The organism is Bartonella tamiae Th239, from assembly GCF_000278275.1.
Classification (GTDB): domain Bacteria; phylum Pseudomonadota; class Alphaproteobacteria; order Rhizobiales; family Rhizobiaceae; genus Bartonella; species Bartonella tamiae.
Genome location: NZ_JH725147.1, coordinates 945,150 through 962,315 on the forward strand (window position 1 = coordinate 945,150; position 17,166 = coordinate 962,315).

At 37.3% G+C, this 17,166-nt stretch carries 14 protein-coding genes; 7 read left to right on the forward strand and 7 right to left on the reverse strand.

Going from position 1 to position 17,166, the window contains the following annotated elements; translation table 11 throughout:
• Nucleotides 1–5: 5 nt before the first annotated feature.
• The 6 genes from ME5_RS04195 to ME5_RS04220 form a co-directional block, all read right to left on the reverse strand.
• A complete protein-coding gene (locus ME5_RS04195) occupies nt 6–1,397 on the reverse strand; it encodes a PTS transporter subunit IIC (RefSeq protein ID WP_008038749.1) in 1,392 nt (463 codons plus the stop codon).
• A complete protein-coding gene (locus ME5_RS04200; protein ID WP_008038751.1) occupies nt 1,390–2,328 on the reverse strand; it encodes a PfkB family carbohydrate kinase in 939 nt (312 codons plus the stop codon). Before ME5_RS04200 ends, ME5_RS04195 begins: the two co-directional genes overlap by 8 nt.
• Nucleotides 2,329–2,337: 9 nt before the next feature.
• Nucleotides 2,338–2,598: a hypothetical protein gene (locus ME5_RS04205; RefSeq protein WP_008038752.1), complete on the reverse strand. Its 261-nt coding sequence runs from the start codon at nt 2,596–2,598 to the stop codon at nt 2,338–2,340.
• A 263-nt stretch (nt 2,599–2,861) separates the two neighbouring features.
• Nucleotides 2,862–5,336, reverse strand: coding sequence for a heavy metal translocating P-type ATPase (locus ME5_RS04210; protein WP_008038754.1), 2,475 nt, complete (start codon nt 5,334–5,336; stop codon nt 2,862–2,864).
• Nucleotides 5,337–5,467: 131 nt separating this feature from the next.
• Nucleotides 5,468–7,093 (reverse strand): peptidoglycan L,D-endopeptidase MepK, encoded by a 1,626-nt coding sequence (locus ME5_RS04215; RefSeq protein ID WP_008038773.1) that lies wholly within the window; start codon nt 7,091–7,093, stop codon nt 5,468–5,470.
• A gap of 402 nt (nt 7,094–7,495) precedes the next feature.
• On the reverse strand, nt 7,496–8,899 hold the full coding sequence (locus ME5_RS04220) for a sigma-54-dependent transcriptional regulator (protein ID WP_008038775.1): 1,404 nt from the start codon (nt 8,897–8,899) through the stop codon (nt 7,496–7,498).
• A gap of 253 nt (nt 8,900–9,152) precedes the next feature.
• Between ME5_RS04220 and omp10 the strand changes: the two genes are divergently transcribed.
• The 7 genes from omp10 (at nt 9,153) to guaA (ending at nt 16,051) form a co-directional block, all read left to right on the forward strand.
• Complete coding sequence (gene omp10 / locus ME5_RS04225) at nt 9,153–9,527, forward strand: outer membrane lipoprotein Omp10 (RefSeq protein ID WP_008038776.1); 375 nt, start codon at nt 9,153–9,155, stop codon at nt 9,525–9,527.
• A gap of 10 nt (nt 9,528–9,537) precedes the next feature.
• Entirely contained in the window at nt 9,538–10,533 is a 996-nt protein-coding gene (gene hemH, locus ME5_RS04230; protein WP_008038777.1) for a ferrochelatase, read from the forward strand.
• Nucleotides 10,534–10,687: 154 nt separating this feature from the next.
• Nucleotides 10,688–11,632, forward strand: coding sequence for an SPFH domain-containing protein (locus ME5_RS04235; RefSeq protein ID WP_008038778.1), 945 nt, complete (start codon nt 10,688–10,690; stop codon nt 11,630–11,632).
• A gap of 94 nt (nt 11,633–11,726) precedes the next feature.
• Nucleotides 11,727–12,218 carry an NfeD family protein gene (locus ME5_RS04240; protein ID WP_008038779.1) on the forward strand — a complete coding sequence of 164 codons (492 nt, stop codon included), beginning with the start codon at nt 11,727–11,729 and terminating at the stop codon, nt 12,216–12,218.
• A gap of 173 nt (nt 12,219–12,391) precedes the next feature.
• Nucleotides 12,392–13,681, forward strand: a complete 1,290-nt coding sequence (locus tag ME5_RS04245) for an RsmB/NOP family class I SAM-dependent RNA methyltransferase (protein WP_008038780.1) — start codon at nt 12,392–12,394, stop codon at nt 13,679–13,681.
• Nucleotides 13,681–14,289, forward strand: a complete 609-nt coding sequence (locus ME5_RS04250) for a 5'-methylthioadenosine/S-adenosylhomocysteine nucleosidase (protein ID WP_008038781.1) — start codon at nt 13,681–13,683, stop codon at nt 14,287–14,289. The genes ME5_RS04245 and ME5_RS04250 overlap by 1 nt, the downstream gene beginning before the upstream one ends.
• A gap of 202 nt (nt 14,290–14,491) precedes the next feature.
• Entirely contained in the window at nt 14,492–16,051 is a 1,560-nt protein-coding gene (guaA, locus tag ME5_RS04255) for a glutamine-hydrolyzing GMP synthase (protein ID WP_008038782.1), read from the forward strand.
• A 232-nt stretch (nt 16,052–16,283) separates the two neighbouring features.
• Here the strand turns inward: guaA and ME5_RS04260 are convergent, their stop codons facing one another.
• Nucleotides 16,284–17,165 carry an ABC transporter substrate-binding protein gene (locus tag ME5_RS04260; protein ID WP_245256546.1) on the reverse strand — a complete coding sequence of 294 codons (882 nt, stop codon included), beginning with the start codon at nt 17,163–17,165 and terminating at the stop codon, nt 16,284–16,286.
• Nucleotide 17,166: the final 1 nt, after the last annotated feature.

A 17,166-nucleotide genomic window follows, 5' to 3' on the forward strand; every position in this document is an offset into this window, starting at 1 on the left:
ACCTTTTAATTTGTAAATTGTGTTGTGTTAATTTTTTTCATTTTTCTAAAATACCAAATAAACATTGCTAAGTAAGCAAATGTTGCAATTATTGCACCAATAACCAGAACTGCGGTTGGATGTGTAATGGCTTTAGATATGAGAATAGAAAGCATTTTTTCTAATGGATCCGAATCTACGGATGAAAAGAGTTGATCTTGATGAAGGGATGGTGGAAATGTCCCCATTTTTAATGATGTTTTGGAAACAAATTCAGCAATTAAGGTCGCAGCCCATAAAAATAAGGGAATTAAAACGGTACCGATAATTGTCATTCTGATGACTTTACCTTGTGTAATCACAAGCAAGGCAGGCGCAAGAACGGTGAGGATGATACCGCCAAGCGGTAATACACTATTACCGGGTAAGATAATGGCAAATATCAACAAAATAGGCGCCAAAATATTTGCAACTGCCCATAATTCGGCTCTTGCAGCTAAAATGGGCCAATCAATCGCAACAAAGACTTCCCTGCCATTGAATTTTTTTTCCATAATATGAGCAATTCCATCAGATAAAGGCTTGATTGCAGGTCCAAACCATCCACCCACAACGGCAAATAATTCTAAAGAAACACCGGCGGTAAATGCTAAAGCAAAAAGCTCTTTTAAAGACAGTCCACCTAAAATGCCAACAAAGAGTCCTAAATAAATCCCAATGGCAAATTTACTTCCCCAAAAACCAATTTTTTCATTAAGTTTTTCGGCATCAAAATCATATTTATCAATAAATGGGATGAATTTTGAAATAAGTAAATTAATGATCAGGACTGGAGGACAGATTAATAAAGAAGGATGTGCTGTTGTTGTAATATTTTTTTTATCGAGATTAAGCAAATGCTTAATTTGAGGTTGCATGGCATCAGAGTTAAAGAGCATAAGTGTGTAGATGACAATGATAAAAACGGTTGTTAAGACCAAATTATCATTTGAAAAATACATGGTGAGAAGCCCTAAAACCGATAAATTCCAAATATTAAATAAGTCAACGTTTAAGGTCTTTACTTTTTTAATGGATAATAAAAATATATTCACAACAGTACAAATAAAGGCAAAGTAAAGAGTGTAAATAGATCCCCAAGTAATAACAGCTAAAGGCGCCCAACCCAAATCTGTTATCGAAAGCTTAACTCCAGTAGATTCTACGAATTTCGTGAGCGCTGGTGCAAAATTACTGGTTAATAGGTTGATAACAGCCCCCATACCCGTAAGGGCCGTCGCCATCAAAATACCACCTTCTAATGCGCGTAAAAATTTAACTCTAAAAAGCAAAGATAATATTGTAATGATGAAAAACATCATTGCTGCAGCGCCAAGATTGATAAATCCGTTAAAATACTGATTTAATGAATCAAACATACGACAGCTCCGTATATTTTGTAAGAACGCTGTTGATTTCAGCCAGTGTAGGAATTGCATCATGTCCACCAAAGCGCGACACTTTAAAACCTGCAGCAATGTGAGCAAATTTAATCGCAGCATCCAAGTCATCATGTTCAATGAAGTGACTTGCTAAAGCACCTGCAAAACAATCTCCCGCGCCCACCGTGTCCACCGCTTTAACTTTCATTGAAGGATAAAACTGACTATGTCCTTTTTGATATAATAAGCATCCGTTTTGTCCCATTTTTACAATAACATTTTTAACACCTTTATCTGCAATGATTTTTGCAGCTTCCAGCGCACTTGCTTCGTCTGTAGGTTCAATGTTTGTAATAAATTTTGTTTCGTTACTATTGGGGACAATTAAATCAGCATAGTGAAAATATTGTTCATCAATACCATTAACAGGGGCAGGATCTATAATGGTGAAAATTCCTTTTTTTTTAGCTGCTTTTAATCCTGCTAAAATGGATTCTTTGGACGTTTCCATTTGTACAAGCAGAGCTTTAACGTCAATTTTATTAAATACGTTGGTAACATGAGCTTCACTAAGCGCGAGATTGGCTGTCATATTTACAAGTAATGTATTATCTCCATTTTTATCAATAATTGCACAACAAGAGCTGGTTATTATATCATCCAAGATAAGGAGATTACTGGTATCGATATTACGATTTTCTAAATTTTCTTTTAGTTGTTTTCCTGCAGAATCATTACCGATACAGCCAATCATGGTGACTTTTTTACCAAATTTAGCTGCACTCACTGCTTGATTATTACCTTTTCCACCAGGTGCTGGGAAAATTCCTTCACAAAAGCTGTTTTCGCCATTTTTTGGAAAATCTTTGACCTGTACGAAAATATCCATATTCATACTTCCAAGCACTGCAATATCATATTGAGACATTTCTTTCCCCTATTTTATTAAAAAACATAGATTTCGGTAAGTGCAATCATAATGACGGATTACGCTTATACCTAAAGGAATGACTAAAGTTATTACGCCATTTCTCATACGCTTAAACAAAAAAATTTTATAAAATGCAATAAGTCTGATAAAATCATCACAAACGATCAGTGCGATCGGTGTTAAAATTTTACCCATTGGGTGACGTTTTTTGTTTTGCGCATGATAAATTTTTTTCGCTTTTATATTTGCGATAAATTTTTGATCCATGCTGGTTTCCTCCTCCGCTTGGATATCTTTTGAAAAAAAGTGAACTTAGAAATAATTTTTTTAAAAACGTACCAACATTATGGTAATCAATAAAAGAAAAATCCTTTTTAATGTTTATCAGTTTTCGTTTCAAAAAAAGAGTATGAATTTTTTTTTGTAAAACAAAATTTTCTTCCTAAACTTTAGATTTCCTCAAAATTTAAAGCTTATCAGTTAATTTTGTCTATTTATTTTTTTAAATCAAGAATAATCACTTTTTCTATTTAAATATGGTTTAGGCGTAAAGCATTAAGAAGTACAAAAATGCTTGAGAGTGCCATTGCAGCGGCTGAAAAAATAGGCGACAATTGAATTCCCCAAGCGATATAAAAGGCACCTGCGGCAATAGGAATTAAAGCAATGTTGTAACAAAAAGCCCAAAACAAATTTTGTTTAATGTTACGCAATGTTTTTTTAGAAATATGTATAGCATGAATCAATGCATTAAGATCATCTGAAATAAGAATAATATCAGCGCTTTCTATCGCTAAATCGGTTCCTGTTCCGATAGCAATACTGACATCAGCATTGGCTAAGGCTGGTGCATCATTAATACCGTCACCAACAAATGTAACGGGATAATTTTCTTGGCGCAATTTTTCCAGTGCTTTGACTTTACCAGAGGGTAAAACATTGGAAAAGATAAAATCAACACCGATTTTTTGACCGATTATCGTCGCTGTTGTTTCATTGTCACCGGTAATAAGGGCAGTTCGAATGTTCATGGCTTTAAGTGCCTGCAGTGTTTCGATACTGTCAGATTTAATACGATCTTTAACACAAAATATGGCGGCGATTTGGTTATTTATTGCGGCATAAAAAACAGTTTTTGCCTTTTTTTCAAAAAGTGCTGCGACTTGGCTAAAGGGGCTTGTATCTATACTATACAATTGCATAAAGCGTTGTGAGCCGATGATAATTTGGTCAGCATCAATTTTACCGATCAAACCATAACCAGGTTTATTATCAAAAGACTGAACTTCAGGCAGTGTTATTTTGTTTTTTTGGGTGTAGTTTTCAAAGGCTTTGCCTATGGGATGTTCTGAGCATACTTCAATGGCACTGACCAAAGTGAGGACATCATCTTTTTGAAAATTTTGCGTGGTCATAAAGTCGGAAAGTGTGGGTTTTCCTTGTGTTAATGTTCCCGTTTTATCAAAAGCGATAAGACGAGTTTTGTTAAGCGTTTGTAAAGCGTCTATATGACGAAATAATATGCCCATACGAGCAGCTTTTCCAGTGCCCACCATAATAGACGTTGGTGTCGCAAGCCCTATAGCACAAGGACAAGCAACAATGAGTACAGAAACACCAGCAATAAGTGCATGCGGCAATGAAGAAGCAGGACCTAAAGTAAGCCAAAGAAAAAAGGTTAATATGGCAATGACGAATATAGTAGGAACAAACCAGACAGTTATTTTATCAACCAAGCTTTGAATAGGTAATTTTGCCCCTTGAGCATTTTCAACCATGGTTTGTATTTGAGAGATAAAAGTATCTTTTCCGATTTTTTCCGCACAAAATGTCACTGCGCTGTTCCCATTAATTGTTCCAGAAAATACGGGGTCATTTTTTGTTTTGGCAACAGGTAGGGGCTCACCAGTGATCATTGATTCATCAATGTACGATGTGCCTATGATAATGCGTCCATCGACAGGAAATCTTTCGCCTGGACGTACAATAATTTTATCACCAATCGCAATGTCTTTAACATCAATTTTTTTTTCACCTGTTTGATCTACAATGGTGGCATGCGTTGGTTTTAATTTTGCTAAAGAGGAAATTGCACCACTCGTACGCTTTCTTGCATGTGCTTCAAGACAACGCCCAAGAAGTATGAGGGTGACGATGACACCTGCGGCTTCAAAATAAACATGATTGGTGCCTTGCGGCATAGAGTGTCCTAAAAACGTTGCTATGACCGAATAAATCCAAGCAGAAAATGCACCAACAGCCACAAGCGAATTCATGTCTGGTCTTGCACGTAAAAGATGAGGAATACCAATTTTAAAAAAACGCCATCCTGGTCCAAATAAAACAATAGTTATCAGCAGGCATTCGATTATACGTATGGAAAAAGTTGGAACAACGTTTGATAACCAAGTATGAAAAAATGTATTGAAATGTGTGCCCATCTCAATAATAAAAACAAGTAGTGTAAGAATAAAAGAGACTATAAAAGCCTGTTGTAAACGATTGGTTTTTTTCTCTTTTTGATCAACGCTTTCTTGTGATTGTACCGATTGAATATGATAACCAGCCTTTACAACAGCCTCTTCAAGCGCTTGTTGAATACCTGCCTGTTCAATAACTTTGACAGTGGCTTGATTTGTCGCCAAATTAACATTTGCACACATAGTGCCTGATACTGCGTTTAAAGCAGTTTCAATTCGTGATATACATGAACCACAATGCATGTCGGAAATAGCAAACGTTATTGTTTTTACATCAACCGCATAGCCAGAAACTTCTACTGCTTTGACGATGTTTGATGCTTTTACAGGCGCAGACATTATTATCTGAGCTTTTTGGGTAGCCAGATTCACATTGACACTGTCCACTCCATCAATGCTTTTTATTGCTTTTTCAACATGATTGACACACGAAGCACAATGCATGCCCATAATATCCAATATTATGGGTTTAAGAGATGCAGACTTTGTGTTTAAATTTTTTGACTGATTATAAAAGCGTGCCAAGAATTTTACCCTTTTCATTTTATTTGAGGGTTACCCTTATGGGAAGGTCAAGAGCTTTTATATGGACTATTATTATAATCTGTTGATAAATATTCAATAGATTAAAGAGATTGGCGCAACAGATGTGTTAATTAATAAGTGCGTGCAACAGCGTGAAAATTAATTGCTTTTCCAGTAAGTTGAGCAATTTTTGATGTTTCTTCACTCTTTTCAAGCCCTGAAACAAAAACAATATTAGGAACTTGTCTTAATTCATCTTCGGGTGCCATGGAAAAATCGCTGATTTGTTTATCTTCAGCAATGATATTTGCCACGTCATCTTGTTCAGGGCGATCAGCTTTTGGGGCTATTTTTGTATGTGCAATTGAAGCCACCATATTTTGATCTGTGCCTTGATCTTCATTGTCAGCGTAGTCTTCATCTTCTTCATAGTAATCATCATCAGGCACAGCTATAATATCATTAATGTCAAGTGAGGCAGTGTTTTCATTTTCATAACTGTTCATAGATGAATAAGTTTTTATTGTCGTTGTATTTAAGGCGACTTTTGGTTCCTTTATGCTTAGCTCTTGGCTATTATCCGCTATTAAAGAACCAATCTCATCTTTAGGCTCATTGACCACTATATTTGTTTGTCGGTTGTTGTCGTTATTATTGTTTTCAAGATGAGGCCGTTTTTCTGGCATAGGAATGGATGCAATAACTGTCTCATTATTTGTCAAATCATCACCAGTGTCAGGTTTTAATGAAGGTACGGGAATGGCTGTAGCTGTATAAGCGACAAGCGGTGTATTTGTTTCTTCTGGTTCATTAATAAGAGCGGGTATATCGTCGCCCTTATTTTGCGCGTTGCGTAACGGTGATAATTCAGGCAAGGGTGCATCATTTTGAGGAAGAGAAACATTCGCAGGCACAGCTTGAGCAATGATTGGTTGTGCAGTTGCCACTCTTACAGGTGCAGGAGTTGGTTGTTCTTGCTTATCACTTTTACCAAAAAGTGAGGCAAAAAGACCCTTTTTCTGACTTCCTCCTGTGTTTTTTGCCACAACGATCGGTGCATTTTTGCGTGTTTCCCATTCAGCTTTTGCCTGCGCATAGCCAGAAAATGCTTTCCCATCGGTTGGGACATGCATTGTTTTGCCATCAGGGAATAAGGCCATAAGTTCTTTGCGGGTCATCCGAGGCCAATGGCGTACATTGCCAATGTCCATGTGAATAAAAGGAGAACCAGATTTTGGATAATATCCAACACCGCCACCTTGTTGTTTCATACCTACGGCGCGTAATTTTGCGAGATTAACATCGGGTAGAAAAAAATCCATTGCGCGACCAAGAGTGTGCTGGCTTTTTTGAGCAACGCCGCTATTTTTTGATCGTGAACGTAACATATTATTAGTTGCAGGTGAACGATAAGCAGAAACAACATTAATATAATCGCGCGAGCCGCTTGCTTTATAAACGGCCCAAATTAAATCAAATAATCTTGGATCCATATTGGTTGGTTCATTGCGACGCCAATCACGCAAAAATACGTTTAAGCGTTTTAAGCCATCTTGATCGTATTTTCCATCGCGTTTAAAAACAATTTCAGCCTTTTCACGTGTGTGAATAAAATATAGTTTTAGTGAACGTGTTTCAGCGTGAGCATGTGCAGCAAACAATATAGGAAAAACCATACTTAAGCTTAAGATTGCAAAGACGAAACTGCGCAATTTACAAGATGATATTTTCAAACTGCCATCCACCACTTTAAACATTCTTTATTAAACATTGGCAACGATCATTCAATGTAACATAAAAGAATTGAATATTTAAATCCCATGACTTTTTGTCTAAAATTCTATCAGAAAGAAACATTATTGACCATTTAATAACTGCTTTATGTTATCTTTCAGTGTATTATGGAATGGTTAACAGTCTATGTATGGAAATACTTTATAAAATGACTATGGCAAGACGATGGCAGTTGAAATGAAAGACCAAGTCATTTTAGCATCTTGCATATAATGTGTTATGAGTAAATTAAAGGTATTGAGCATAATTTAAGACCTTGTCAAAAAGACAAAGCCTTAAATTATACGAGGTTTTGGTCTATTTATTTTAGATCGCACTTAAACTATACGATTGCCATAATGCTTTCATAACGAATATCAATTTTTTTATCCGCATTTTTTTAATTGTGATACAAGTTCAGATTGTTTATCTTGGTATTCATCAAGTTTGCGATAAAGCGTTGAACGGCCTATACCCAAACGGCGTGCGACTTCACTCATTTTTCCTTTATAATGATCAACAGCACGTTGAATGATTTCACTTTCAAGATCGGTTAAAGGGCGTATTTGATTTTTTTCATCAAAAAGCCGTAGCATATCCTTATTTTGAGTTTCCAAATAATCGGTTGTAAGTGCATCTTGAAGGTCGATAAACTGGCTTCCTGTTAGCTGTGGAAAATCTCTTATTGTTAGTAATGGACCATTGCTTAATAATATGGCTCTAAAAAGCATATTTTCCATTTCACCAATATTGCCAGGCCAATCATATTGTAAAAGAAGTGCAAGTGCTGATCCCGCAAGACCATGAACATGCGGTTGCCCACGCTCAACCACAATGTGATCAATTACACTTTGGGCAATATCTGCAAAGTCTTCACGCCGTTCACGCAAAGCCGGCATAGTAATCTGATGGCCGTTAATATGAGCAAAAAGCTGTTTGCAATAAAGTTTATCATCGACAAGATCAGAAAGTGATGACATTGATAAGGAAATTAATCTAAAGTCCTTTTTATTATGGGAATTTCTATTCTTATATTTTTCAAGGTATTCGAGCATCTTTTTTTGTTGCACAAGCTCTAGTTTATCGATTTCACATAAACAAAGTGTGCCACCATCTATAGAATTCAAAAGTGGTAAGAATTTCTCATTCCAAATTTTTTCATCTTGAATAGGATCGGATATAAAAGAACATTGTATGCGGACAAAATCACCACTTGAAAACGTGCTTTCATGGTGAATAATTCTCGCCAATGTTTCGCGACCAGTGCCTTGCTCGCCTATAATCAAAATATTTTCTGACGATTTTGCTGCTTTTTTTGCATCCTCGACACATCGTATCATCGAATCACTTTTAGCGTGAAGGTCACCAAAGCGTAAATGGTTTTCGTTTTGGCGCCGCAAATGGTGGACTTCTCGTGTTAAGGTTGTGTTTAGGGATAAATTTCCCAGAGTGACGGCAAGTCTAAGCGAACTAATAGGATAAATCAGATAGTCCATTGCCCCTTCACGCAAAGATATTTGTAATAATTCTTCATTTTCAACGTTTGATGTAATAATTAACGGCGTTGCTAGCCCTGCAACCCTTATGTTTGCTATAAGCTCTTTGCCTCCAAGATCACTCATGGTGGGATCAATCATTGCTAAGGCAATATTTCTTCTTCTACGTAACAAATTAATGGTACGCAGTCCGTTTTCTGCTTCTATAACACGATAACCAAGCGCTCGAAGCATAGAAGAGAGTTCCGCTCTCTTGCCATTGTCTTCACCCGCTACAAGTATGGGGCCTATCATATTTTATGTTTCTCCTTTGAAACGTTGAACGCATCAAAAGGACTTTGGTTGCAAACCATCGGCAAGTATTTAACCTCGTTTGCCCCGCGCTGTTAGCTCTACCAATTTGGTGATAACATGCAACAAAAAAGCGTTTTTTTTTTGAAAAAAACGCTTTTTCATTGATTTGTGTAAAAAGCACCATATTGATAGTATATAGAAATGATGAAAATCATCATTTAAACTATGATGAACAGAGTTTGGAGTCCGCTATATGAAACGTTATGTGCTCATTACTTATTGTACTTTTGTATCTTTTTTACTAGCAGCCTGTAGTTTGTCGCAAAATTATGGTCAAAATCCTGTTGTTCAAAATGTTCCACAAGGAATTGCGGGGCAGTGGGTGGATAGCAACGGTATTGTTTCGTCTTTCCATAACAATGTTTTTGAAACGCGTGCAGCCGATACAAATGAAAAACTTTCTGAAGGTAATTATATTTTCCGTAACCCTCAATTGGTTGAAATTGAAATGCGCTCTATTATTCGCGGTACTGTTTCGCGTGTAAATTGTGCATTATCAAATAATGCAATGCAGCTATTATGTACAACAAGCAATGGTGCGCAATTTGCTCTGAATAGAAAAGTATAATTTTCATATTATGAGGAATGCAGAAAAAAAAATTGGTGTTGTTTTGATTAATTTAGGAACACCTGAAGGCACAGATCCCAAAAGTGTTCGTAAATATTTGCGACAATTTTTGTCTGATCGTCGTGTGATAGAGTGGCCGCGTCTTTTATGGTATCCTGTCCTTTATGGAATCGTGTTAAATGTAAGACCGAAAAAATCGGGTGCTCTTTACAAGCGTATTTGGAATAATGAACGTAATGAATCGCCTTTGCGCACTTTTACAAGGGCTCAGGCTGAAAAACTTGCCCCTCAATTATCTGGCGATAGTGTAGTTGTTGATTATGCCATGCGTTATGGTAAGCCTTCAATTGAAGATGTAGTCAATCGTATGATTGATTCAGGATGTGAAAAACTTTTGTTTTTTCCTCTTTATCCTCAATATTCGGCAGCCACTACAGCTACAGTGTTTGATGCGTTTTTTGACGGTTTGAAAAAAAGACGCTATGTTCCCGCTATCCGCTCTGTTCCTCCTTATAGTGTTGATCCTGTTTATATTGATGCTTTGGCGCGGTCTATTGAAAAGCATCTTAAAACGCTTTCCTTTATACCTGAGAAAATTATTGCCTCTTATCATGGTATACCGCGTTCTTATGCAAATAGGGGTGATCCTTATCCTCATGAATGTGAACAGACAACCTTGGCTTTGCGTCAGCGTTTGGGAATGGATGAAAACACGTTGATGATGACTTTTCAGTCGAGGTTTGGACCTGAAGAATGGCTAAAACCCTATACAGATATAACACTTGAAAATTTACCAAAACAAGGGGTCAAGTCTGTTGCCGTTTTTAATCCAGGCTTTGTGGTGGATTGTCTTGAAACGGTTGATGAAATTGGCAATGAAGCGGCAGAAACTTTTTATGAAAATGGGGGAGAGAATTTTTTTCATATTCCTTGTTTGAATGATAGTGAAGAAGGAATGAAAGTTATTGAACATCTTGTTCGTCAAGAATTGGCTGGATGGGTATAAGTGAAAGGTCACTTTTAATAAAAACCACGGTCTTTTGTGAAATAAGTGTGAAAAACCCTTGCCTTTTTGTCCAAATGCAGCTTTTTGCTTTCTTCTTTTTTTATAAACTGCCACATTGTTTTTAGAAGAAATTGTTAATGAGTTTGGAGAGATCATGGGCGGTTTAAGTATATCATTAATTGTTTTAGCAGTTCTTGTCATTGTGACATTATTTGCTGGCATTAAACAAGTGCCGCAAGGATATGCTGTGACTGTAGAGCGGTTTGGACGTTATACCAAAACGCTTGTTCCAGGACTTAATCTTATCATCCCGTATTTTGATCGCATTGGTGCGCGCATTAATATGATGGAACGTGTTTTAGATATCCCAACTCAAGAAGTTATCACTCGTGATAATGCAACAGTTTCAGTTGATGCTGTGGCATTTTATCAGGTTTTAAATGCCGCAAAAGCTGCCTATCAAGTTGATAATCTCACAACGGCTATTTTAAATCTTACAATGACAAATATCCGTACTGTTGTTGGTTCAATGGATTTGGATGAGCTTCTATCCAATCGGAATGCGATTAATGATCGCTTGCTTGGTGTTGTTGATGGTGCTGTTCAGCCTTGGGGTCTAAAGATGACGCGGATTGAAATTAAAGATATTCAACCCCCGCGTGATCTTGTTGATGCGATGGGACGCCAAATGAAAGCAGAACGTGATAAACGCGCCCAAGTTTTAGAAGCTGAAGGTGATCGTAATGCGAATATTCTTCGTGCAGAAGGTCTAAAACAAGCACAAATCTTAGAAGCTGAAGGTAAGCGTGAAGCGGCTTACCGTGAAGCTGAAGCGCGTGAAAGATTAGCAGAGGCTGAAGCAAAAGCGACGATATCGGTTTCAGAGGCGATTGCAAAAGGCGATGTGCAGGCAATCAATTACTTTGTCGCACAAAAATACACAGAAGCACTAGCAACAATTGGTTCTGCCAATAATCAAAAAATTGTTCTTATGCCGATGGAAGCATCTTCTTTGATTGGTTCTTTAGGTGGTATTGGTGCGATTGCGAAAGAAGTTTTTGGTTCAGACAGTGATACATCAAGCAAACGGCGAAGTTAAAAAAGACATTGATATTTTTTAAAACAATTATGATCATTCTTGTTTGAAAAAAAACTATAATATCTTCTTATATATTCGTTAAATAAGGAAAAGTATGGAAACGCTTATAACTTCTCTAGGTCCATGGAACTGGATTATTTTTGGCTTTCTTCTTCTTCTTTTAGAAGTATTATTGCCAGGTGTATTTTTGATGTGGTTTGGTATAGGTGCATTACTTACCGCCTTATTGATAATGATTTTAGGTGATGTTGCTGATTTTTCAACTTGGCAAAGTCAAATAGTTATATTTTTAATTTTTTCCGTTTTGATGGTTATGGTTGGAAGACAATTTTTTCAACGTAAAGCAGATTCTGATCAACCTTTATTAAATAAAAAGACAGATGAACTGTTTGGTAAAACAGTTGTTTTGAGTGACCCTATTATAAATGGCGAAGGACGAATTCGCATTGATGATACGATATGGCGGATCAATGGACCGGATCTTGAATCTGGTACACGCATTAAAATTTTATCCTTTGATAATGGTGTTTTCATTGTTGAAAAAGTTGAAAAAAATTCAAATGAAAACACAATAAGCAACTTTTAGATATTAAATTTATTAATAATAAATTTTCTGTTTTTACATCCTATGGAATAGTATTTTTTTCATTCTTAGAGACAGTTTATTTTTATCTTTCTGTGTTTTCTTTTGGGTTTAAATTGATTATGTCGGTTTTAAAAAGATACACTGAAGCAAAAAGATAAAATAGGAATTTTAAAATGCGATTGGGTGGACGCCTACAGGCCGCGATTGAAGTTTTACAGGATATTGAAAATAGGCGTCGTCCAGTTGCAGAAGCGTTGAAAGATTGGGGACTATCCCATCGTTTTGCAGGGGCAGGGGATCGTGCAGCAATTGGTAATATTGTTTATGACGCTTTAAGACGCAAACTTTCACTTTATTGGCTCATGGATAGTGATGACATATCTGCTTTGGCTTATGGCGCATTAATGTCTGATGGTGCATTGTCTTGGCAAGCACTTGAACATGCTTTGGAAGGGGATAAATTTCGTCCAAAAAAACTTAATGCTGATCAGCGCCACTCTTGGGAGAATCGTAACATTCACGATGCAGCAGATTATATTCAAGCTGATGTACCCTATTGGTGTATTTCTCATTTGCAAAATATGTTTGGTAATAATTGGTGTAATGAAGCCCGTAGTTTGAGTGAACGTCCACCTTTGGATTTGCGTGTTAATACACTAAAATCAAGCTCTGATAAAATGTTGCGTGCGCTTGAATCTGTTCATATAAAACCAATCCCTTGGATGAAAGATGCTTTGAGAATAGCCCCTATTGAAAAATTGGGCAGACACCCAAATGTTCAAGCAGAACCTGCGTTTCAAAAAGGTTTTTTTGAAGTTCAAGATCTTGGTTCGCAAATCGTTGCGCATTTGGTTGGCGCAAAATCTGGTATGCAAGTGCTTGATTATTGTGCTGGTGCTGGTGGAAAAAGTTTGGCTCTTGCTGCTCATATGCAAAATCGTGGACAAATTTATGCCTATGATGCAGAAAAAGCGCGTCTTGCGCCTATTTTTGAACGTTTAAGACGTGCTGATGTGCGCAATGTACAGCCTCATGCCAAAAAGGGTGATCTTGCCCCATTAAAACAACAGATGGATATTGTTTTGGTTGATGCGCCCTGCACAGGAACAGGAACATGGAGACGCCGGCCTGATGCAAAATGGCGCTTAAGCGAAGCTCAAGTGGAACGGCGTGTAAAAGAACAGGAAGAGGTTTTAAATGCTGCAATGAGTTATGTGAAATTAGGGGGACACTTAGTCTATATTACATGTTCATTGTTTTCATCTGAAAATGATCAACAAGTTTCGTCTTTTTTAAAAACGCATCATGATTTTCATAAACTTGATATGAAAACAGTGTGGGACAATGCTTTTGAAGGCAATACACCAACACCTCTTTTTTCTCAATATGGTCTTGCTTTATCACCTTTAACAACACAAACGGATGGTTTTTTTATTTCGATTTTGGAGAAAAATATCACGTGATGATGACATGGGGTAATAAGTCTATTTTATTTTTAATGGCGACAGATCTAGAATATGGAGACTGTTTAAAAAAACTAATTCATCCGTTATTTATCGGTGTTGGTCCCATTGAGGCGGCAATTCATACAACAAAAATTTTATCGCATCTTAAACAAAAAAATACCATGCCTGATCTTGTTATATCATTAGGTTCGGCAGGTTCAAAAACTTTGGAACAGACAAAAGTGTATCAAGTTGCATCCGTATCTTGGCGTGATATGGATGCAAGCGTTTTGGGAGTTGAAAAAGGCGTTACGCCTTTTGTCGATAAACCTGCAAAACAATCAATGCCTCTTCTTCTTCCAGATTATCCAAAGGCCGATTTATCAACGGGTGCTAATGTGGTTTCTGGTAATGCCTATGATACAATTTCGGCCGATATGGTTGATATGGAAACTTATGCTGTTTTGCGCACTTGTCAAATTTTTGATGTAACGCTTTATGGTTTGAGAGGGATCTCAGACGGAAAGACAGAGTTAAAACAAGCTTTAGACTGGCGTCAATATCTTCATATTGTTGATAAGGAACTAGGCAAAGCTTTAGAGACATTAAAAACCTTTTTAATATAAACGTGATTGGCATTCTTTAAGCGAGATTAAAATCAATAAATGATAATTTAAAACGATCAACGCGAACATTTAAAAATGATAATGATGATTTTTCATATTATTCGTAAATTTTTTAATTTTTGACATGACTTTTTGATGAAGAAAGCCTAATTCATACATCTTAAACTGCTTATAACCTTTTAACAGTCTTTAAGGGCTATCCATGACATCACAACATCCTGATACTGTTCTTATTATTGATTTTGGTTCACAAGTCACTCAGCTCATCGCAAGGCGTGTGCGTGAAGCGGGTGTTTATTCCGAAATTGTTCCTTTTCAGTTAGCAGCTGATGCTTTTGCACGGATTAAACCGAAAGCAGTTATTCTTTCAGGCAGTCCACATTCAACTGTTGATATTGGATCTCCACGTGCGCCACAGGAAATTTTTGAAGCAGGAATTCCCGTTTTAGGTATATGTTATGGTGAGCAAACCATGTGTGCTCAACTTGGAGGAAAAGTTGAAGCAGGCCATGAGCGTGAATTCGGACGGGCTTTTTTGGATATTCAAGAAAATAGTGCGCTTTTTGAAGGTGTATGGGAAAAAGGCAGTCGTCACCAAGTATGGATGAGTCATGGTGATCGTGTAATGGCATTGCCGCAGGGATTTCACGTTATTGCAACATCAAAAGGTGCCCCTTATGCAGCTATTGCTGATGAAAAGCGTCATTTTTATGCTGTGCAGTTTCATCCCGAGGTTGTTCATACACCTGATGGGTCAAAATTATTGCAAAATTTTGTTCATAACATTGCACATATTAAAGGCGATTGGTCAATGAAATTTTATCGTGAACAAGCGATTGCGACCATTCAAAAACAAGTGGGGAAAGGGCGTGTTATTTGTGGCCTTTCAGGAGGTGTTGATAGCTCTGTTGCGGCAGTGCTTATTCATGAAGCCATTGGGGATCAACTGACATGTATATTTGTTGATCATGGCTTGTTGCGAAAAAATGAAGCGCAAGAAGTTGTGACCATGTTTGAAGAAAACTATAAAATTCCTCTTGTTCATGTTGATGCCTCTGATCTATTTATTGAAGCGTTAAATGGTGAAGATGATCCTGAAAAAAAGCGTAAAACAATCGGCCGTTTGTTTATTGAAGTTTTTGAAAAGGAAGCAAAAAAATTAGGTGGTGCGGAATTTTTAGCACAAGGAACACTTTATCCTGATGTAATTGAAAGTGTTTCATTCACAGGAGGTCCATCAGTTACGATCAAAAGTCATCATAATGTTGGTGGTTTGCCTGAACGAATGAATATGCAACTTGTTGAACCATTGCGAGAATTATTTAAAGATGAAGTCCGTATTTTGGGTCATGAACTTGGTCTTCCTGAAAAATTTATTGGACGCCATCCTTTTCCAGGGCCTGGTCTCGCTATTCGTTGCCCAGGTGCTGTGACGCGGGATAAACTTGAAATTTTGCGCGAGGCTGATGCCATTTATCTTGATGAAATACGAAAAGCTGGTCTTTATGATGTAATTTGGCAGGCATTTGCGGTTCTATTGCCTGTTCAAACGGTAGGCGTTATGGGAGATGGGCGCACATATGAATATGTGTGTGCATTACGCGCCGTCACATCTGTTGATGGTATGACTGCCGACTTTTATCATTATGACATGGAATTTCTTGCACAGGCTGCTAATCGTATTATTAATGAAGTGCGTGGTATTAATCGGGTTGTTTATGATATTACCTCAAAACCACCCGGTACGATCGAATGGGAATAAGTGTATTTCAATAATTATAATAATTTTTTATTTTAAAATATTTTTTTAAGCATGCAATAATTCTTAAGACTTTTTGTAAAGAATAATCGTAATAACGTCTTTGAAAAAGTGATACTATTATGGACAATTTTGTGCAGTGGTATGACGATACTACAAAACAACCACTGCATTTTTCTCATCATAATAATATATGATTTCGGAAACGGTCAAATTTCGTTATTCTTCTGTTTGGTTATTCTTCTGGCAATCCCGGGGGATTGGTTTCAGATTTTTCTAAGGCTTCATCTGATAAATGCCAACGATCCAAAATTTTTTGATAAGAGCCATCTTGTATCATAGCGTTAATAGCTATTGTCAGTGGTTGTGCAAGTCCACTATCTTTACGTGAAACAACAGAAACATCTGAACGGTCAGGCCATCCAGCACTTAAAGTACCAACACCGCGAAGATTATCATCTCGTAAAGAAATATAGATAAGCTGCGCATTGGGTTGTACAACAACATCAGCACGTCCTGATTGCATTGCCATGAGGCTTGTGGCACTGTCATCGAAATATTGTAATACAATCGGTGCAAGCCCTGCTTTTTTTATCTCTTCATCCCAGTGTAAGAGAATACGCTCCTGATTGGTGCCTGCACCAACAATAACACGCAAGCCTGCGAGATCTTTTGGCTCTTTAATGGATTGAATGGGACTGTCTTTTTTTACATAAAAACCGTGCAATCCTTGACGATAGGTTGAAAAATCATATTTCTTTTTTCGTGCTTCAGTCACACCGACATTGGCAAGAACAGCATCATATTTTCTTGATGTTAGTCCCAAAGACCAGTCGATCCATGTGATCGGAATGAGATCAAGCTCTAAGCCAAGACTTTCGGCAAATGCTGAAGCAAAATCAACTTCTGACCCAACGGGTGTACGCGCATCTTGCGCATAAAAAGTAAGTGGTGGTTCTGTTGGGGCAACAGCAATGGTTAGCTTTCCTTTCGTGACAAAAGGAAAGTCTGAAGGTATCGCGTTAGCGGCAGCTTCATTTTTGTCAACATGAAGACGTTCGTGCTGTTCTACACTCGTATCAAAAATTGGCTGTGCCGCTGCATATGTTATGATCATT

Bases quoted from the DNA above. Each gene is read 5' to 3' on its own strand.
- ME5_RS04195 (WP_008038749.1), bottom strand. From the start codon at position 1,397: ATGTTTGATTCATTAAATCAGTATTTTAACGGATTTATCAATCTTGGC.
- ME5_RS04200 (WP_008038751.1), bottom strand. From the start codon at position 2,328: ATGTCTCAATATGATATTGCAGTGCTTGGAAGTATGAATATGGATATT.
- ME5_RS04205 (WP_008038752.1), bottom strand. From the start codon at position 2,598: ATGGATCAAAAATTTATCGCAAATATAAAAGCGAAAAAAATTTATCAT.
- ME5_RS04215 (WP_008038773.1), bottom strand. From the start codon at position 7,093: ATGTTTAAAGTGGTGGATGGCAGTTTGAAAATATCATCTTGTAAATTG.
- ME5_RS04220 (WP_008038775.1), bottom strand. From the start codon at position 8,899: ATGATAGGCCCCATACTTGTAGCGGGTGAAGACAATGGCAAGAGAGCG.
- omp10 (WP_008038776.1), top strand. From the start codon at position 9,153: ATGAAACGTTATGTGCTCATTACTTATTGTACTTTTGTATCTTTTTTA.
- hemH (WP_008038777.1), top strand. From the start codon at position 9,538: ATGAGGAATGCAGAAAAAAAAATTGGTGTTGTTTTGATTAATTTAGGA.
- ME5_RS04235 (WP_008038778.1), top strand. From the start codon at position 10,688: ATGGGCGGTTTAAGTATATCATTAATTGTTTTAGCAGTTCTTGTCATT.
- ME5_RS04240 (WP_008038779.1), top strand. From the start codon at position 11,727: ATGGAAACGCTTATAACTTCTCTAGGTCCATGGAACTGGATTATTTTT.
- ME5_RS04245 (WP_008038780.1), top strand. From the start codon at position 12,392: ATGCGATTGGGTGGACGCCTACAGGCCGCGATTGAAGTTTTACAGGAT.
- ME5_RS04250 (WP_008038781.1), top strand. From the start codon at position 13,681: ATGATGACATGGGGTAATAAGTCTATTTTATTTTTAATGGCGACAGAT.
- guaA (WP_008038782.1), top strand. From the start codon at position 14,492: ATGACATCACAACATCCTGATACTGTTCTTATTATTGATTTTGGTTCA.
- ME5_RS04260 (WP_245256546.1), bottom strand. From the start codon at position 17,165: ATGATCATAACATATGCAGCGGCACAGCCAATTTTTGATACGAGTGTA.